Here is a 15,679-nt window from a genome sequence, read left to right as displayed (position 1 = left end):
CGCCGGCATGCATGCCGCAGCGAGCCGCATGCTTCACCAATCCGTGACGCAAAGCAAGCAAGGGCCATGCCGCTGATCTCTGAATCTCGGCGCAGGTTCGCGCGGACAGGTGACGTGGAACGTCCGATGACCTTCGGCGGCGCCGCCGCCGGCACCGCACAAGTCCGCATCCTGCATAGGAGCCTGCGTTTCCTGCCGCACCTCGCAGGCTGTTCGGACCCCGATCCGCCGTGTAGGCTCGCGCTCTGCCGGCCAGCAATAAGGCTACATCCCGCAAATCTTAAGGGAACAAGCAGTCGAGGGAGACCGAAAGAACCGTCATGACCGATATCCGATACGTAGCACCGCGCACGCTTGACGAAGCGATTGGCGCATTTGCTGCCGCCGGGAGTGCCGCCCGCATTATGGCAGGGGGCACCGACTTATTGGTGCAAATGCGCTCCGGCCTGGTGCGGCCGGGACTGATCGTCGACATCAAGAAAATCGGCGAGATGACCGAAATCAGCGAAACCGCCGATGGCGGTTTCCGCGTGGGCGCCGCCGTCTCCGGCATGGAGCTCGCCGAGCACGCGCGCTTCGGCAAGGTGTGGCCCGGCGTGCTCGAGGCCGTGAACCTGATCGGCTCAAAGCAGGTGCAGGGCCGCGCCTCCGCCGGCGGCAATCTCTGCAACGGCTCACCGGCCGGCGACAGCGTGCCGGCGATGATTGCGGCGGGCGCCGTCGTCACCGTGCAGGGTCCGAACGGCCGGCGGGACATGAAGGTTGAGGATGTGCCGGCCGGACCTGGCCGCACCAACCTCAAGCCGGGCGAGATCCTGGTCAGCTTCACCTTACCGCCGCGGCCGAAAGGCTCGGGTGACGCTTACCTGCGGATGATCCCGCGCACCGAGATGGACATTGCGGTGGTCGGCATCGGCGTCAGCCTGACCCTGAAGGATGGTGTCTGTACCGCGGCCCGCGTCGGCCTCGGCGCGGTGGCGCCGACCGCGCTGCTGGTTGCGCCGGCGGCGAAGGCGCTGATCGGCTCGAAGCTCGACGATGCCGCGCTCGAAGCCGCGGCCGCCGCGTGCCGCGCCGCCTGTCGTCCGATCGACGACAAGCGCGGCACCATCGCTTACCGGACCAAAACCGCCGGCGTGCTGCTCAAGCGCACCGCCGCGATCGCCGCCCAGCGCGCCGGAGGACACTAGCACCATGGCGAAACTGCACGTCACCACCTCAGTCAATGGCGAGCCGGTCGAATTCCTGTGCGAGCCGTACGAGACCATGCTCGACGCGCTGCGCGGGCAATTGGGGCTCACCGGCTCCAAGGAGGGCTGCGCGTCGGGCGATTGCGGCGCCTGCTCGATCACGCTCGACGGCCGCCTGGTCTGCTCCTGCCTGATGCTCGCGGCCGAAGCCGAGGGCCACGAGATCAGGACCATCGAGGGCATGGCCAGGGGCGAGAAGCTGCATCCGCTGCAGCAGAAGTTCCTCGAGCATGCCGCGCTTCAGTGCGGCATCTGCACCTCGGGCATGCTGGTCGCCTCCGAGGCGCTGCTCGCCAAAAATTCCAATCCGACCGAAGAGGAAGTCCGCTTCTGGCTGGCCGGCAATCTCTGCCGGTGCACCGGTTACGACAAGATCGTCCGCGCGGTGATGGAGACCGCTGCCGAAATGCGGGAGATGCGCCCATGAACGTCGTCAACAACAAATGGATCGGCCAACGCACCATCCGGCCGGATGGCGTCGACAAGGTGACGGGCCGCGCGGCGTTTGCCGCCGACACCACCATGCCCGGCATGATCTGGGGCAAGGTGCTGCGCAGCCCGCATCCGCACGCCCGCATCAAGTCGATCAACACCGCCAAGGCCGAGGCGTTGCCCGGCGTCAAGGCGGTGGTCACCGCGCGCGACATCGTCGATTTCACGATCGAGAAGGGTGCCGTCATGCTCGGCATCCAGGACATGCGCTGGATGTGCCGCAACGTGATGGCGCGCGACAAGGCGCTGTTCCCCGGCCATCCCGTCGCCGCCGTGGCCGCGACCACGGAGGCGATCGCGGCGGAAGCCTGCAAGCTGATCGAGGTCGACTACGAGGTGCTGCCGTGGGCGATCGAGATCGATGACGCGCTAATGCCTGATGCGCCGATCCTGCACGAGTTCAACAAATTCGACGGCAAGCCCTCGAACATCATGGGCCGGCTCGAATCCAGGAAGGGCGACATCGCGCAGGGCTTCAAGGACGCCGAAGTCGTCATCGAGCGTTCCTTCACCACGCGCCCGGTGCACCAGGGCTATATCGAGCCGCATGCCTGCCTGATCTCGGTCGCCGCCGACGGCAAGACCACGATCTGGTCGTCGAGCCAGGGCCAGTTCATGGTGCGCGCGATGACCTCGATGCTCACAGGCATCCCGCAGAGCGACATCCGCGCCATCCCCGCCGAGATCGGCGGCGGTTTTGGCGGCAAGACCATCGTCTATCTCGAGCCGCTCGCAACCCTGCTCGCCAAAAAATCCGGCCGCCCGGTCAAGATGGTGATGACCCGCGAGGAGGTGATGCGCGCCACGGGACCGACCTCGGGCTCGAAGAGCACGGTGAAGATCGGCGCCAAGAAGGACGGCACCATCGTCGCCGCCCACGGCAGCTTCTATCTGCAGGCCGGCGCCTTCCCGGGTTCGCCGATCCGCGGTGCGGTCGGGTGCAGCTTCGCGCCCTACGACATTCCGCACGTGCTGTCGGAAGGCTTCGACGTCTGCTCCAATCGCTCCAAGGTCGCGGCCTATCGCGCGCCCGGCGCGCCGATCGGCGCCTATGCCGTCGAATGCGTGCTCGACGAGCTCGCAGAAAGCCTCAAGATGGATCCGCTGGCGCTGCGGCTGAAGAACGCGGCGAAGGAAGGCACCAAGGCCGCCCACGGCCCGGTGTTCCCGCGCATCGGCTATATCGAGACGCTGGAAGCCGCGAAGAACCATCCACACTATGCCGCGCCGCTCGGCAAACTGCAGGGCAGGGGCGTCGCCTCCGGCTTCTGGTTCAACGCCGGCGGTGAATCCTCCGCGCAGGTCAACATCACCGAGGACGGCAACGTCGTCGTCACGACAGGGCACCCCGACATCGGCGGTTCGCGCGCCGGCATCGCCAACATCTGCGCCGAGCTGCTCGGCATCGACTACAAGCGCGTCTCCGTCATCATCGGCGACACCCAGACGGTCGGCTTCTCCAACCTCACCGGCGGCAGCCGCGTGCTGTTCGCCTCCTCGATGGTGGTGACGCAGGCGGCCGACAAGGTGATCGCGACCTTGCGCGAGCGCGCGGCGAAGATCTGGGAGATCGACCCTGAAGCCGTGAAGTGGGAAAACGGCGCCGCGCATCCGGTCAGTCCGAATGCCGGCCAGTTCGAGCCGTTGACGCTCGCCGACCTCGCCGAGAAGGCGCCGTCGCAGGGCGGCCCGATCGGCGCCAGCGTGCAGCTCAACACGCAAGGAGCGGAGGGCGGCTTCGGCACCCATATCTGCGACGTCGAGGTCGATGTCGATCTCGGCATCGTCAGGGTGATCCGCTACACCGCGGTGCAGGATGTCGGCCGCGCCATCCATCCGAGCTATGTCGAGGGCCAGCTGCAAGGCGGCGTCGCACAGGGCATCGGCTGGGCGCTGAACGAGGAGTACATCTACAACAAGGACGGCAAGGTCGATAATCCGGGCTTCCTCGATTATCGGATGCCGGTCTGTTCCGACCTGCCGATGCTCGACTGCGCGCTGGTCGAGGTGCCGAACCCGAAGCATCCGCAGGGCGTCAAGGGCGTCGGCGAAGTGCCGCTGGTGCCGGTCATGGCCGCCGTCGCCAACGCCGTCCACAACGCGCTCGGCAAACGCTTCTACAGCCTGCCGATGTCGCCGCCGAAAGTGTCGGAGGTGCTGGACGCACCGACGCAGCAGGCCGCGGAGTAGGGAGTGGTGGGCGGGTTGCGGTTCGCAAGCCGCCCTGCGGTTCTACAGCGGTTGCCGCGTAGCCCGGATGAGCGAAGCGATATCCGGGGAGGGTGTTCCCGTATGTCGCGGCCCGTCATCGGGCGCACGTTCGTGCGACCCGTTGGCTCATGCGGGCTACTGAATAGTTCCGCTCACCTTAGCTCCTTCCCCAGCTGCGCAAACACCGTCTCGCAGGTCATCAGATCCAGATGCCCGCCGCCGGCGTTCTTGAAGAAGGTGATGTCGCTATCCGACAGCCGGCCGGCGACGGTGCCGCTCGCGAGGTCGTAGTGATCGCCGAGCACATCGGTCTCCTTGATCGCGCCGCCCGCAATCGGTTGCAAAATGTCGCCGACGCCGTCGAAGGCGGATTCGCGGCGGTCGACAAAGATGCGCGAACGCCGCGCCGCCTCGTCGTCGGACTCGCGGGTCTCCGGGGTGAAGCCGCCGACCAGATCGAGATGGGTGCCGGGCCTTAAATTGGCGCCCTTGACCAGCGGCTCGCGCGAGCGGGTGCATGTGGTGATAATATCGGCCTCGCGGGTCGCGGCGTCGAGATCGGTGACGGCTTCTGTGGCGATGCCGTCGCCTTCCAGCAGCGTCGCAAGCTCCTGCGCGCGCTCCACCGTCCGGTTCCAGACCCGCACCCGCTTCAGCTGCGGCCGCACGGTGCGGTGGCCGCGCACCAGCCAGCGCGCCATCTCGCCGGCGCCGACCACCAGCAGCGTCTCGGCATCCGGCCGCGCCAGGTGTTTTGCGCCGAGCGCGGAGTCCGCGGCGGTCTTCCAATGGGTGATCTCGGCGGCGTCCATCACCGCGAGCGGACGCCCGTCATTGCCGTCGAACAGCACGCAGACCGCCTGCACCGCCGGCAGCTTGCCGTGGGCGAGGTTGCCCGGAAAACTGGTGTAGAGCTTGGTCATCATGAAGCGGCCGGCATCGACCGCGCTGCGCGTCACCAGCTGCTGGCCCTTGTCGTCGCCGAGATAGCTGTCGTGCACCGCGATCTTCGGCCGCCGGTGCGCGACCTCGATCGCCTCGATCAGGACCGGAAAGCTCAGGACGCGGTTGACCTCGCTGTCGTCGACGATATGCACGTGCTATCTCCCCTGGAGCGCCCCTCGCGCTCTCGCCGGACGTTCCCGAAACCTGTCCGGACTGGATAGCGCGTGGGGACGGCTAGTCAACCGGACATGCACCATTGGGCGTCCCTTGCTATCCTGCGGACCTGATTCTCTCGCAGGTTTTCGCAAGCCGTGGTTGCATTCATCGTCGCCGTCCTGATCTTCATCCTGCTCGGCGGCGCCGCGCTTGCGACCATGGCGATCCATGCCCGGCTCGCCGATCATCACCGCAGCGACGAGACAAACACCTCGGTACGCCTGGTCGCGACGCTGTTCGTCACCATGCCGTCGCTGCTGCTTGGCCTGATGATGAATAGTGCCGCCAACACCTATGTGGCGGTCGATCGCAATCTGCATGTCTTCGCCACCGATCTCATCCTGCTCGACCGCAGCCTGCGGCCGCTCGGCCCAAGCGCCGACGAGCCGCGCAAGCGGCTGCTCGCCTATGTCGAGCAGGTGCTCAAGGATGTTCCGATCTCCAGGGCAAGCGCGGTGTCCGAGCGTCTGCTCGACGAGGTCGGCACCAGCCTGCGCGAGCTGCGGTTCGACGACGAGCAGAAGGTCGCGCTGTGGAACGACGCCCGGTCGGTCTACCGGCAGGCGGTGCAGCAGCGCTGGACCTTCGTCGAGCAGTCCGACGGCTCGTTTCCGTCGCCGCTGATCTGCATCCTGGTCGGGTGGCTGACGCTGATGTTCGCAACGCTGGGCTTTCGCGCACCGCGCAACGCAGTGGTGCTCTCGACCACCGTCGCCGCCGCGGCGCTGATCTCGGCCGCGATCTACCTGATCCTCGAAATGAGCACGCCGTTCTCCGGCCCGATCCAGCTCTCCGACCGCCCGCTGGTGCGCGCGGTCGAGGAAATCAGGCGGTAGCACATTCGGTGTTGTAGCCCGGATGAGCCAACGGGTCGCGCGAACGCGCGCCCGATGACAGGCTCCGCGATATCCGGGGCGGCTCCCGCATGTCGCTCCGCTCATGCGGGCTACGCGACGGTATCGGCACGCGCCTGCGGCTTTATTCCCCTCGCATTGATCGCCGTCCCGAAAATTCTTCACGCGCGATCAGCGGAATAGCATGCGCCCTCCGGCGTCCTTACGCATGCAAGCCATTTGCATTCGAAAAGGAGACATCATGAAGACATCGATCTCGCTCGCGCTCGCCACCGCCGCGTCGCTTGCGTTCGCCTCAGCGGCCTTTGCCGCGCCGCCGACCAAGACCGCAACCAGCGCGAAGGGCTCCGTCCTCACCGACGCCAAGGGCATGACGCTCTACACCTTCGACAAGGATTCAGAAGGCAAGTCGGCCTGCAACGGTCCGTGCGCGACGAACTGGCCGGTCTTGAAGGCGGACGCCAACGACAAGGCCGAAGGCGCCTACACCATCATCTCGCGCGACGACGGCTCCAAGCAGTGGGCCTACAAGGGCAAGCCGCTCTATACCTTCGCCAAGGACCAGAAGGCCGGCGACATCACCGGCGACGGCTTCCTCAACGGCGCCTGGCACCTCGCGCAGCCCTGAGGCTTGCAGGCGGATTGAGCGCAGGGCGGGTTAGCGCAAGCGCAACCCGCCGTCTCTCCGCACGCAAAACATGCGGCGGGTTACGCGGAGCCTGCCATCGGGCCGCCCTGCAGGCGGACCCGTTGGCTAACCCGCCATGCGATCCTGCCTGAGGCGACGATCGCGCCTCACGCCCTGCGCTTCAGCGCCATGCCCATGCTGATCCAGCTCACGCCGGCGCAGATCAGATCGACGCTGAGGAAAATGCCGAGCACGTAGAGGCTCGACACCGGCCAGCGCGCCAGGATCATGGCGCCGAGCACGAGCGTGATCAGGCCGGAGATCGCAACCATTCCCCACGGCGCTTCCGAGTTCATGCCGAAGGCGAGGAAGATGCGGACGATGCCGGAGACCACGAGCGCTACGCCGAGGAACAGCGTTAGCGTCGCCGCCGCGAGCAGCGGGTTCTCGAAGGTGACGAAGCCGGCGACGACATAGAGCGCGCCGAGCAGCAGCCAGAACAGGAACTTGCCCCAGGTCTTGAACTGGAACGCGTTGATGATCTCGGCGACGCCGGCGACGATCATCATGGCGCCGACGAACAGCACGCTGACGACGGTGGCGAAGAAGACGCTGCCGAAGGCGAGCACGCCGGCGATCAGGTAGATCACGCCGAGGGCGACGATCCAGCCCCACTTGGCGCGGAGGTTGGAAAGCCCGGATCCGAGGCTGTGAGGAGGTGTGGCGGGTGAGCTGGACGCAGTGGACATCGTATCGCTCCCGAATACTTGATGAAACCATGCTACCATAGGTCAAGGCACGGACAAGGGCGGGTGCGCAGCTGGCACGAAATGCATGCTGGCACCAAAGGCGCCGCGACACGTTTGATTCAATTCGTCCGGCATGTTGCCGCGCAGCATTCGCCGGTTTGACGACGGCCGGCCCGCATCGGACGATGGACTGTCCGGACCGCAGCGCAAGCGGTTCGGATCGCGCAGCCACAGAGGAGGTCGACATGCCCGCCACGCACGACAAGGATCACGTCTACAAAATCCTGGAACTGGTCGGATCATCGGACAAGAGCATCGAGGCGGCGATCGAGAACGCCGTCAGCCGCGCGTCAAAGACGATCCGGGAAATGAAGTGGTTCGAGGTGGTGCAGACGCGGGGCCATATCGAGGACGGCAAGATCCGGCACTACCAGGTGGCGCTGCGGGTCGGCTTTACGCTGGAGTAGGGCGGCCTTAGTTCGTCATTCACCGGTGCGCAATTCGAACGCGAACCTGCGCCCCACTATGCTGTCATCGCCCGGCTTGACCGGGCGATCCAGTACGCCGGGGCCTCTCGGTTCAAGCACGGCCGTCCCTGGAATACTGGATCACCCGCTTTCGCGGGTGATGACACCGCGCTGTTTGACGTCCTGAATTGCGACGCATCCTCATCGTCGTCCCGGCGTAGGCCGGGACCCATAACCACCGAAGGTCGTTGGTACGCGCGCTGGGACCACAGCCTTTCTCACCAACCAAATCCTGTGGTTATGGGTCCTGGCTTTCGCCAGGACGACGAATGGAAAGTGTCGTCCCCGTCACCGTCGCGACAGCGGCGCGGGCGGCGGCGGGGCGGTGGCGCCGGCGGCGAGGGAGCGCTGCACCATCACGGTGTCGGACCAGCGGCCGTAGCGATAGGCGACACCGGGCAAATGCCCGACGCGGGCGAAGCCGAAGCGGTCGTGCAGCGCGAGCGAGGCGGCGTTGTCGCTGTCGATGTAGCCGATCATCTGGCGGAAGCCGGCGGCGGCGCAGGTGTCGATCAACTCCTGCAGCAGCCGGCCGCCGACGCGCTGGCCGGTGAAGCGGTGATGCACATAGATCGAATGCTTCACCGTGTAGCGGTAGGCCGGACGCTTGCGGAACAGCACGACATAGGCGTAGCCGACCACCTCGCCGTCACAGATCGCGACGAGATGGGGCAGGCGGGTGTTGCGCAGATTCTTGCGGCGGTCGCGCAGATCGTCGGGCTCCGGCGTGCCGCTGTCGTCGACGCTCTCCTCGACGCCGCGGCGGATGTGGTGGCGGTAGATCGACAGCATGGCGTCGACGTCGCCGTCGCGGGACGGGCGGACGGTGATCTTGTGATCATTCTCCATTGTGTTGCGTCCGTTCGCCTATTCGGACACGACATAGGTGTAGAAGCGGACGCGGCCGGAGTCGTCGATCTCCTTGTAGATGCCCTGGACTTCGACCTCGAAGCCCGGGAACGCATTGAAGCTCGCCTCGAACATCTTCAGATAATCGATCATCGGCTTGCTGCGTTCCGACAGCCGCTCGCCGGGCACGATGGTGGCAATGCCGGGTGGGTAGACCACAAACGGCGTCGCGGCGACGCGGCCGAAGATCTGGTCGATCGGCAGATAGTCGACATCGTTGCGGATGAGATATTGTGCGGCCTGGCGCGGCGACATCGCGATCTCGGGCAGGTGCTCGGGCAGGAATTGCCTGGCCTGCAGCGTGCTGACGCCGCCGTCGCGGAAGAAGCGGTGCATGTCGCCGCAGAGGTCGCGCAGCCGCACCCCGCTATAGCGTTGCGGGCGGCGGCGGAAGAATTCGGGGATGACGTCCTCGATCAGCGCGTTGTCGTCGTGCAGCTTCTTGAAGGCGACCAGCCCCGACACCAGCGTGCCGGCCTTGCTGGCCTCGACGCCGGGCGTCAGCAGGAACAGCAGGGAGTTGAGGTCGTTCTTCTCGGCGACGATCTGGTTCTCGCGGAGATATTGCGCCACCACCGGCGCGGGGATGCCGTGATCGGCATAGGCGCCGGTGGCGTGATCGAAGCCCGGCGTCAGCAATGTGAGCTTGTTCGGGTCGGTCATGGCGAAGCCCGCGGTCAGCTCGGGGAAGCCGTGCCAGGTTTCGCCGGGACTGAGCTGCCAGTAGGACGGATTGGTCGCGAGCTGGTCGGTCGAGATCGTCTCCCAGGCGACATTGTGCACGCCGTTCTCGCGCGCGACGTCGGGGATCATGACGCGATCCGGCACGAACGGCTCGAAGAACCAGCGCCGCTCGGCCCGCGTCTCCTTCTCCTCGAACTCGCGCTTCACGGCGCGGATCTTCTTGCGCAATTCGATGCCGAGCCGGATCGTGTCGTCCCACAAGACTTCGCCGGAACGGCCCTTCATCATCTGAGCGCCGACATCGAGCGAGGCGAAGATCGGATAGAACGGCGAGGTCGAGGCGTGCTGCATGAAGCTTTCGTTGAAGCGGCGGTGCTCGACCCGGCGCTTCTGGCCCTTGATGTGGCGGTCGCGGATGTGGATCTGCGAGGCCTGCGAGAAGCTCGCGAGCTGCTTGTGGGTCGATTGGGTCGCGATGATGCCGGGCGCCTCGGGGCCGAGATCGGACAGTCCCATGGCGAAGCGGCCGGCATAGATCGGGTGGAATTTCATGAAGCCGGCCCAGGCCTCGTCGAACAGGATATAGTCGCAGAGATGGCCGATCCGCTTGAGGATCATCTCGGCCGAGTGGATGGTGCCGTCATAGGTGCACTGCTCGACCACCGCGACGCGGAACGGACGCTCCTTCTTCCAGGCGTTCTCGTCCCTCACCAGCGGATGCTTGCGGATGTGATCGCGCAGCGTGCCCTCGTCGAGCAGGTCCCAGCGCATCGGGCCGATCAGGCCCCAGGCGTTGCGCACCGTCGGCACATAGACCGGGATGCCGCCGCCGATCAGCAGCGCGCCGTGATGCGCGGCCTTGTGGTTGTTGCGGTCGAACAGCACGAGGTCGCCGTCGGTAACCAGCGAGCCGAGCGCGACCTTGTTGGAGGTCGAGGTGCCGTTGAGCACGAAATAGGTCTTCTCGGCGCCGAAGATCCTCGCCGCCTCCTTCTGCGCCCGCAGCGCCGGGCCCTCATGGGTGAGGAGGTCGCCGAGGTCGAGCACGGAATTGTCGAGGTCGTCGCGAAACACCGCTTCGCCGAGATGTTCGACGAACACCCGTCCGATCGGGCTGCGGCTGTAGAACACGCCGCCGTTATGGCCCGGGCATGTCCAGAGCTGGTTGCCTTCCTCGGCATAGTCGACCAGCGCGCCGAAGAACGGCGTCTTCAAATTCTCGGCATATTGCTTCAGCCTGGAGATCAGGTTCTTGGCGATGAAGGGCGGAGTTTCCTCGGACAGGAACACGTAGCCGTCGATGAAGTCGAGCACCTCGACCGGCAGGTCCTCGAACCGCTTGCGGCGGATCAGGAGGATGATTGGGAAGTCGAGGCCGCGCCGGCGCATCAGGTTGATCAGTGCCGCGGTCTTGCCCTCAAGCCCCTTCTTGCCCCAATCGACCACCATGCAGCCGATCGCGGCATCGGTCTGCACCGCGATCTCGGCATCCTCCAGCTTGCGGGCGCGAACCACCTCGAAGCCGGAGCGCTCGATCTCGGCGATGATCTGGTTGAAGCGGATGCCCTCGAGGTCGTCGGCCTCGAACACCGGTGCTGCGAACAGGAAGTTGAAGCGTTTGAAATAGTCCATGCGTGTCCCCGAACTGGTCCGGCGCTGACGTGTCGGCACAATTCATGACAGGCAGATGACAAGGGGGTGGATCGAGGATCGAATAGATTGTGGGGACGCAATCCCTCACTGCACGGCGTCAGCCCGTGGATATTCGAGCTGCATGGCGACGAAGTCCGCCGTGCCGCGGCCATAGCGTGTCTCGATCCTGGCAAGCGCCCGGTCGAGTGCCTGCGCGGGCGGCGCGGTGCCGACCGCGGGCAGCAGACCATCTGCGGACCAGGCCGACGCCACGACCTGCGGATAGATGCGCAGGCCGTTGCGGGTCGTCACGACGTCGCCGGTCGCAGCGAAGGTCACGGCATGCGAGCGATAGGTGCGCGACCAGCTGTCGGCGACCAGCGCAAGCGAGACCTCGTCGACGCCGGGAGCAAGCGCGAGCCCTAGCTGTTCCCGGTTCCAGAACGCCAGCGTGTTCTGGATCGCGGTCAGCGCGAAAGGACGTGTGAACTTGAAGGCGTTGCTGTCATGCCGCGCGTCCCAGCCGGGCAGGCCGATCTCGCGCGCGACGGCCTCGGCCTTGGCGCGGCCGGCGATCGCCTCGATCAGCGTCAGCGACATCGGCATCGACGCCGAAATCCCAGTCGTCGTCGCGAGGCCGCGATCGACCACGATGCGGCGGTCGGCAACGTATTGGATGGCGGGATGTTTGCTGCGCCAGTTCTTCAGGTAGAACCAGTGCGTGGTGGCGCGCCTGCCGTCGAGCAGGCCGGTCGAGGCGAGCACCTTGGCGCCGGCGCAGACGGCGACGATCACAGCGCCTTTCTCCGCCTGCTGCCGGATCCATTGCATGACTGTGGGATCGTCGTCGCGGCTCATCGCCGGCACGATGACGTAGTCGGCGCCGTCGGGATGTGCGGCATCGAATGCGGCGATGGTCGCATCAGGCTCGACCTTCAGCACCGGGAACAGCGCGACCGGACCGGGTCCCGTCGCCAGCGTGACGACATCGGCAACATCGGCGCGCTTGAGGATGCCGTAGGGCATCAGATAGTCGGTGGTCTCGGTCATGTCGTTGATGCCGAGGATCGCGATCAGCGGTCGCGCCCGCTTCGGCGGCTTCAGCGCCGCGAGCATCGCGTCGTGCTCTTGCGTCGCGATCGGCGGCGGAACGCGGAACGCCGATGCGGCGGGCAGGGTGAAGAGCCAGATGCCGCCGATGATTGGAACCAGCGCGGCGACGGCGATGCCGCACCACGCGAGAAGCCGCCAGGTCATGATGATCGATCTCAACGTATCCGCGTGCGTCGCCCGGCACGCAAGCTACTCGCCGGTCACGTCGACCAAAACGGCGAAATTCCCGCAAAAACGGACACGCCAACAACGCGGCTCAAACGCGTAGCCCGGACGGGCGACAGCGACATCCGGGGCCGGTCCTTCCCCGCATGCCGCTCCGCTCACGCGGGCTGCTATGCGACGCGCTCAGTAGACGAGGTTCGTACCCGTCGGCTTTTCCAGTGCCGCCGCCAGCGTCCGATACTCATCGCAGTCGGTGCCACAGATCTCGGCGATCCGCTGCAGATGATACTGCGCCTGGTCGCGGTTTCCCTGTTCGATCTGCCACAGGCCGTAGTAGTTCCACGTCAGGACGTGGTTCGGATCGGCCTTGAGCGCACGTTCGTACCAGACTTGCGATTGCTTGTAGTCGCCGAGCTTGCGATAGGAATAGCCGATCAGGTTCGCGACATCAGGATGATCGTCGCGGCCGAGCGCGTGCAACTGATCGATCGCGGCGTCGTAGTCGTTGCGTTCGTAGATTGTCGCATAGGCCGCGCGATAGCCGTCGCGGAGTGCCGGGTCTTCGAAGCCGGACTGCTTGACGGGTTTCTTGATCTTGTGCGTGGTCTTTCTGTCCTTCTGCTGGGGATAGGACGGCGCGGGAGTGCTGTAGCTCGATCCGTATGGGTCGCCACCGCCGCCTCCGCCGCCACCTCCGCCAGCCGCGATGGCGGTCTGCAGTGGGAACAGAATGATCGGCGCTGTCAGAAATGCCGCAAGCATCATCGGTGACTTGATCATGGACACCTCCCGATTTGACAAGGACAGTCATTGGCCTGAAGCACTAACTCCCGATCGCGAGAGACATTCCGCGCGTTCCGAGAAATTGTTTGCCGAAGCGGCAATCGCACTGTCTCTTCGGGACGTTGCGCTCTCTCGCGCACGCTGGCTGAGTGTTTTGTTCGCGCCACCGGACATCGGAGTCGAAACTAACATCGGTGTTAGAATCGCACTCAAATGCTCAATGTCCATTTGCACCCCCGGCAAGAAGGACGATCGATGATGAAGACGGAGCTCTCCGAGATCTACCGAAGCTACATCGCCTGTTTGAATCGCCAGGACTGGCCGCAACTCGGTCGGTTCGTTGACGAGGATGTGTGCCACAACGGCCGACGGCTCGGATTATCCGGCTATCGCGAGATGCTGGAAGGGGACTTTCGCGACATCCCGGACCTTCGCTTCAACATCGAACTGCTGGTGTCGGATGCGTCCCATGTCGCGAGCCGGCTGGCGTTCGATTGTTCGCCGAAGGGACGATTTCTGGGCCTCGCTATCGACGGCAGACGCGTCTCGTTCGCCGAGAACGTGTTCTACGAATTCCGCGACGGGAAGATCGTGCAGGTCTGGTCGGTGATCGACAAGGCTGCGATCGAGGCCCAGCTGTAGCGGCGGCGCCTGGATCAGCGTGACGCCGCTACTTCCGCTCCAGATGCCAGGCGCCGTCCCAATCGGCCGCCGGCGGATCTTGCCTGAAGGCTGCGACGCGCGCCTTCATGGCGATCGACGGGCCGTCGCCGGGCGCCGCCGCCAGCGCCGCGGCGAAGGCTTGCTCGGCGTCATCCCAGCGGCGGTCGCGATAGGCGGCGAGACCGTCCGCGTAACGCTGCCGCAATTCGGTCTGCGCCGGCGTCAGTTCGTCCTTCTTGCCGAGGATCTCGAACACCGCGACCGGCTGGGTCTGCCCCATCACGACGAGACGATCGATCTCGCGCAGCTCGATCGTCGCCGCGCAAGCGGCCGCAGTGGCTTCCGAGATCAGGCTGCGGCTGCCGTAAAACTTGTTGGCGCCTTCCAGCCGCGAGGCGAGGTTCACGGTGTCGCCGAGCACCGTGTAGCTCATCATGAACTCGGAGCCGATGCTGCCGACCAGGGCCTCGCCGGTGGCGATCCCGATCCGGATGTCGCAATCGGCCGGGATCACGCGCACGCCGAGCAGTTCCGGCAGATCCTTGCGCAGCTGGTTGACCTGGCCGATCATGTCGATGGCGGCAAGCGCGGCCAGATGGGTCTGCTCGGCTTCCTCGACGAAGGGCGCGCCCCAATAGGCCATGATGGCGTCGCCGATATATTTGTCGATGATGCCGCGATGCGCATGGACCGGCGCCGACATCGTCGACAGATAGAGGTTCATGATCTTGACGAGGCCGCTCGGCGTCACGCCCTCGCTCAGGCTGGTGAAGCCCTTCATGTCGCAGAACATCACCGTCATGACGCGGCGCTGTCCTTCGGTCGCGGCGATCGCCGGCTGTTCGAGCAGGCCCTCGGCGATCCGCGGATTGATGTAGCGGCCGAACGTCTCGCGAATGCGCTGGTTGTGGCGCAGCGTCTCGATCATGCGGTTGAAGGCGGCCGACAGCTGGCCGATCTCGTCCTGGGTCGTGATGGTGATGGCGCCGTCGAGGCGGCCGGCCTCGACCTCGCGGGTGCTTTCGAGCAGGCGCATCACCGGACGCGTGATGCCGCTGCCGACCAGCATCGCGAACACGAAGCCGAGGATCGCGGCAATCGCGGTCACGACGCCGGAGATGATGATCGCCCGCTGCTGGGCACTCATCACCTTCGCTGCGGCCGAAGCGACCTGCGCCAGCATGTCGGAACGGATGCCCTCGATCCTGGTGTTGAAGTCGTCGCGCAGGCCGTCGGCGCGGAGCGTGGTCGCTCTCGCCGCCGCAAAGTCCTTGGCGTCGATCTGCTCGAGCAGCGTCTTGTTCTCCGCGTTCAGCCGCATCAGGAGGTCGTTGACGGCATTGTCGATGCGGTCGTCGAGGCGTCCGAGCGCGGCGTTGTCGGATGGCGTCGAGGGATCGGCGATGATCGCATCGATCAACGTGCGCGCGGCGTCGGCCTCGCGCTTGATCAGGGGCTCGATCTCCTCGAAGGCCTTGCGCGCGCTTTCGTACCCGGAATCCTCGCCCGGTGCCTGCATCTTCGCCATCATCATCCGGCGCATGGCGAGCGACCGCTCCAGCGCGCGGATGTTGACGCGGGCGAGATGGCCATAGGCAGGGATGTAGCGGTTGGTGAGCTCGTCGAGGAGATGGCCGACCTGGCCCGCCATCACCATCGACAGCAGCGAGGTGATCACCGCGAGGATGATGAGTCCCGCGGCAATGCCGACGATCTTCTGCCTGATCGAATTTCGAAACATGCCCAGCCCGGCCGCAGCTGCAATGAGCGGGTCCACCCCGCCGTGGCGGCCAGACAGCTAATAGAGTTCCGCGGGGCGCGGTGCAAGCGACCGGCGCCTGCCATCCCGTCCCAAGGC

General features: G+C 65.6%; 14 protein-coding genes. 7 read left to right on the top strand and 7 right to left on the bottom strand.

The annotated features are described in order from the left end of the window. Positions 1-329 precede the first annotated feature (329 nt). Genes XI02_RS27835 through XI02_RS27825 form a run of 3 tightly spaced genes read left to right on the top strand, consistent with a single transcriptional unit; the run spans position 330 to position 3,932 of the window. The gene (locus XI02_RS27835; protein WP_026192949.1) at positions 330-1,190 is read left to right on the top strand and encodes a xanthine dehydrogenase family protein subunit M; all 861 of its coding nucleotides are present in this window, start codon (positions 330-332) and stop codon (positions 1,188-1,190) included. Between the two features lie 4 nt (positions 1,191-1,194). Continuing rightward, entirely contained in the window at positions 1,195-1,677 is a 483-nt protein-coding gene (locus tag XI02_RS27830; protein ID WP_018272305.1) for a (2Fe-2S)-binding protein, read from the top strand. Continuing rightward, positions 1,674-3,932, top strand: a complete 2,259-nt coding sequence (locus XI02_RS27825) for a xanthine dehydrogenase family protein molybdopterin-binding subunit (RefSeq protein ID WP_018272304.1) — start codon at positions 1,674-1,676, stop codon at positions 3,930-3,932. The genes XI02_RS27830 and XI02_RS27825 overlap by 4 nt, the downstream gene beginning before the upstream one ends. Positions 3,933-4,105: 173 nt before the next feature. Here the strand turns inward: XI02_RS27825 and XI02_RS27820 are convergent, their stop codons facing one another. Then, positions 4,106-5,050 carry an ornithine cyclodeaminase family protein gene (locus tag XI02_RS27820; RefSeq protein ID WP_018272303.1) on the bottom strand — a complete coding sequence of 315 codons (945 nt, stop codon included), beginning with the start codon at positions 5,048-5,050 and terminating at the stop codon, positions 4,106-4,108. A gap of 159 nt (positions 5,051-5,209) precedes the next feature. On the opposite strand from XI02_RS27820, the gene XI02_RS27815 reads away from it, so the two are divergent. Further along, complete coding sequence (locus tag XI02_RS27815) at positions 5,210-5,950, top strand: hypothetical protein (RefSeq protein ID WP_172647747.1); 741 nt, start codon at positions 5,210-5,212, stop codon at positions 5,948-5,950. 259 nt (positions 5,951-6,209) lie between these two features. Then, positions 6,210-6,596, top strand: coding sequence for a hypothetical protein (locus tag XI02_RS27810; RefSeq protein WP_016844412.1), 387 nt, complete (start codon positions 6,210-6,212; stop codon positions 6,594-6,596). A 167-nt stretch (positions 6,597-6,763) separates the two neighbouring features. Here the strand turns inward: XI02_RS27810 and XI02_RS27805 are convergent, their stop codons facing one another. Next, complete coding sequence (locus XI02_RS27805; protein WP_026192948.1) at positions 6,764-7,345, bottom strand: HdeD family acid-resistance protein; 582 nt, start codon at positions 7,343-7,345, stop codon at positions 6,764-6,766. 245 nt (positions 7,346-7,590) lie between these two features. Here XI02_RS27805 and XI02_RS27800 point away from each other — a divergent pair, with 245 nt between their 5' ends. Then, positions 7,591-7,812 (top strand): dodecin, encoded by a 222-nt coding sequence (locus tag XI02_RS27800; protein WP_026192947.1) that lies wholly within the window; start codon positions 7,591-7,593, stop codon positions 7,810-7,812. A 348-nt stretch (positions 7,813-8,160) separates the two neighbouring features. On the opposite strand, the gene XI02_RS27795 is transcribed toward XI02_RS27800, so the two are convergent. The 4 genes from XI02_RS27795 to XI02_RS27780 all read right to left on the bottom strand — a co-directional run bounded on the left by XI02_RS27795 (position 8,161) and on the right by XI02_RS27780 (position 13,155). Further along, complete coding sequence (locus tag XI02_RS27795; protein WP_018272300.1) at positions 8,161-8,721, bottom strand: GNAT family N-acetyltransferase; 561 nt, start codon at positions 8,719-8,721, stop codon at positions 8,161-8,163. A gap of 18 nt (positions 8,722-8,739) precedes the next feature. Then, entirely contained in the window at positions 8,740-11,097 is a 2,358-nt protein-coding gene (locus tag XI02_RS27790; RefSeq protein WP_018272299.1) for an Orn/Lys/Arg decarboxylase N-terminal domain-containing protein, read from the bottom strand. Positions 11,098-11,202: 105 nt separating this feature from the next. Next, the gene (locus XI02_RS27785) at positions 11,203-12,354 is read right to left on the bottom strand and encodes a DJ-1/PfpI family protein (protein WP_018272298.1); all 1,152 of its coding nucleotides are present in this window, start codon (positions 12,352-12,354) and stop codon (positions 11,203-11,205) included. A 204-nt stretch (positions 12,355-12,558) separates the two neighbouring features. Further along, positions 12,559-13,155 carry a lipopolysaccharide assembly protein LapB gene (locus XI02_RS27780; RefSeq protein ID WP_018272297.1) on the bottom strand — a complete coding sequence of 199 codons (597 nt, stop codon included), beginning with the start codon at positions 13,153-13,155 and terminating at the stop codon, positions 12,559-12,561. Positions 13,156-13,413: 258 nt separating this feature from the next. Here XI02_RS27780 and XI02_RS27775 point away from each other — a divergent pair, with 258 nt between their 5' ends. Next, positions 13,414-13,800 (top strand): ester cyclase, encoded by a 387-nt coding sequence (locus tag XI02_RS27775; RefSeq protein WP_018272296.1) that lies wholly within the window; start codon positions 13,414-13,416, stop codon positions 13,798-13,800. Between the two features lie 28 nt (positions 13,801-13,828). On the opposite strand, the gene XI02_RS27770 is transcribed toward XI02_RS27775, so the two are convergent. Continuing rightward, entirely contained in the window at positions 13,829-15,562 is a 1,734-nt protein-coding gene (locus tag XI02_RS27770) for an adenylate/guanylate cyclase domain-containing protein (RefSeq protein ID WP_172647748.1), read from the bottom strand. Positions 15,563-15,679: the final 117 nt, after the last annotated feature.

The sequence above is a fragment of the Bradyrhizobium sp. CCBAU 21365 genome (assembly GCF_015291305.1).
Lineage (GTDB): Bacteria > Pseudomonadota > Alphaproteobacteria > Rhizobiales > Xanthobacteraceae > Bradyrhizobium > Bradyrhizobium elkanii.
Note: the sequence above shows the minus strand (reverse complement) of the source record. Positions and strands in the feature narration are given on the sequence as shown.

Coding starts and splice junctions, on each gene's coding strand:
- XI02_RS27830 (WP_018272305.1), top strand. CDS start 1,195: ATGGCGAAACTGCACGTCACCACCTCAGTCAATGGCGAGCCGGTCGAA.
- XI02_RS27825 (WP_018272304.1), top strand. CDS start 1,674: ATGAACGTCGTCAACAACAAATGGATCGGCCAACGCACCATCCGGCCG.
- XI02_RS27810 (WP_016844412.1), top strand. CDS start 6,210: ATGAAGACATCGATCTCGCTCGCGCTCGCCACCGCCGCGTCGCTTGCG.
- XI02_RS27805 (WP_026192948.1), bottom strand. CDS start 7,345: ATGTCCACTGCGTCCAGCTCACCCGCCACACCTCCTCACAGCCTCGGA.
- XI02_RS27800 (WP_026192947.1), top strand. CDS start 7,591: ATGCCCGCCACGCACGACAAGGATCACGTCTACAAAATCCTGGAACTG.
- XI02_RS27795 (WP_018272300.1), bottom strand. CDS start 8,721: ATGGAGAATGATCACAAGATCACCGTCCGCCCGTCCCGCGACGGCGAC.
- XI02_RS27790 (WP_018272299.1), bottom strand. CDS start 11,097: ATGGACTATTTCAAACGCTTCAACTTCCTGTTCGCAGCACCGGTGTTC.
- XI02_RS27785 (WP_018272298.1), bottom strand. CDS start 12,354: ATGACCTGGCGGCTTCTCGCGTGGTGCGGCATCGCCGTCGCCGCGCTG.
- XI02_RS27780 (WP_018272297.1), bottom strand. CDS start 13,155: ATGATCAAGTCACCGATGATGCTTGCGGCATTTCTGACAGCGCCGATC.
- XI02_RS27775 (WP_018272296.1), top strand. CDS start 13,414: ATGATGAAGACGGAGCTCTCCGAGATCTACCGAAGCTACATCGCCTGT.
- XI02_RS27770 (WP_172647748.1), bottom strand. CDS start 15,562: ATGTTTCGAAATTCGATCAGGCAGAAGATCGTCGGCATTGCCGCGGGA.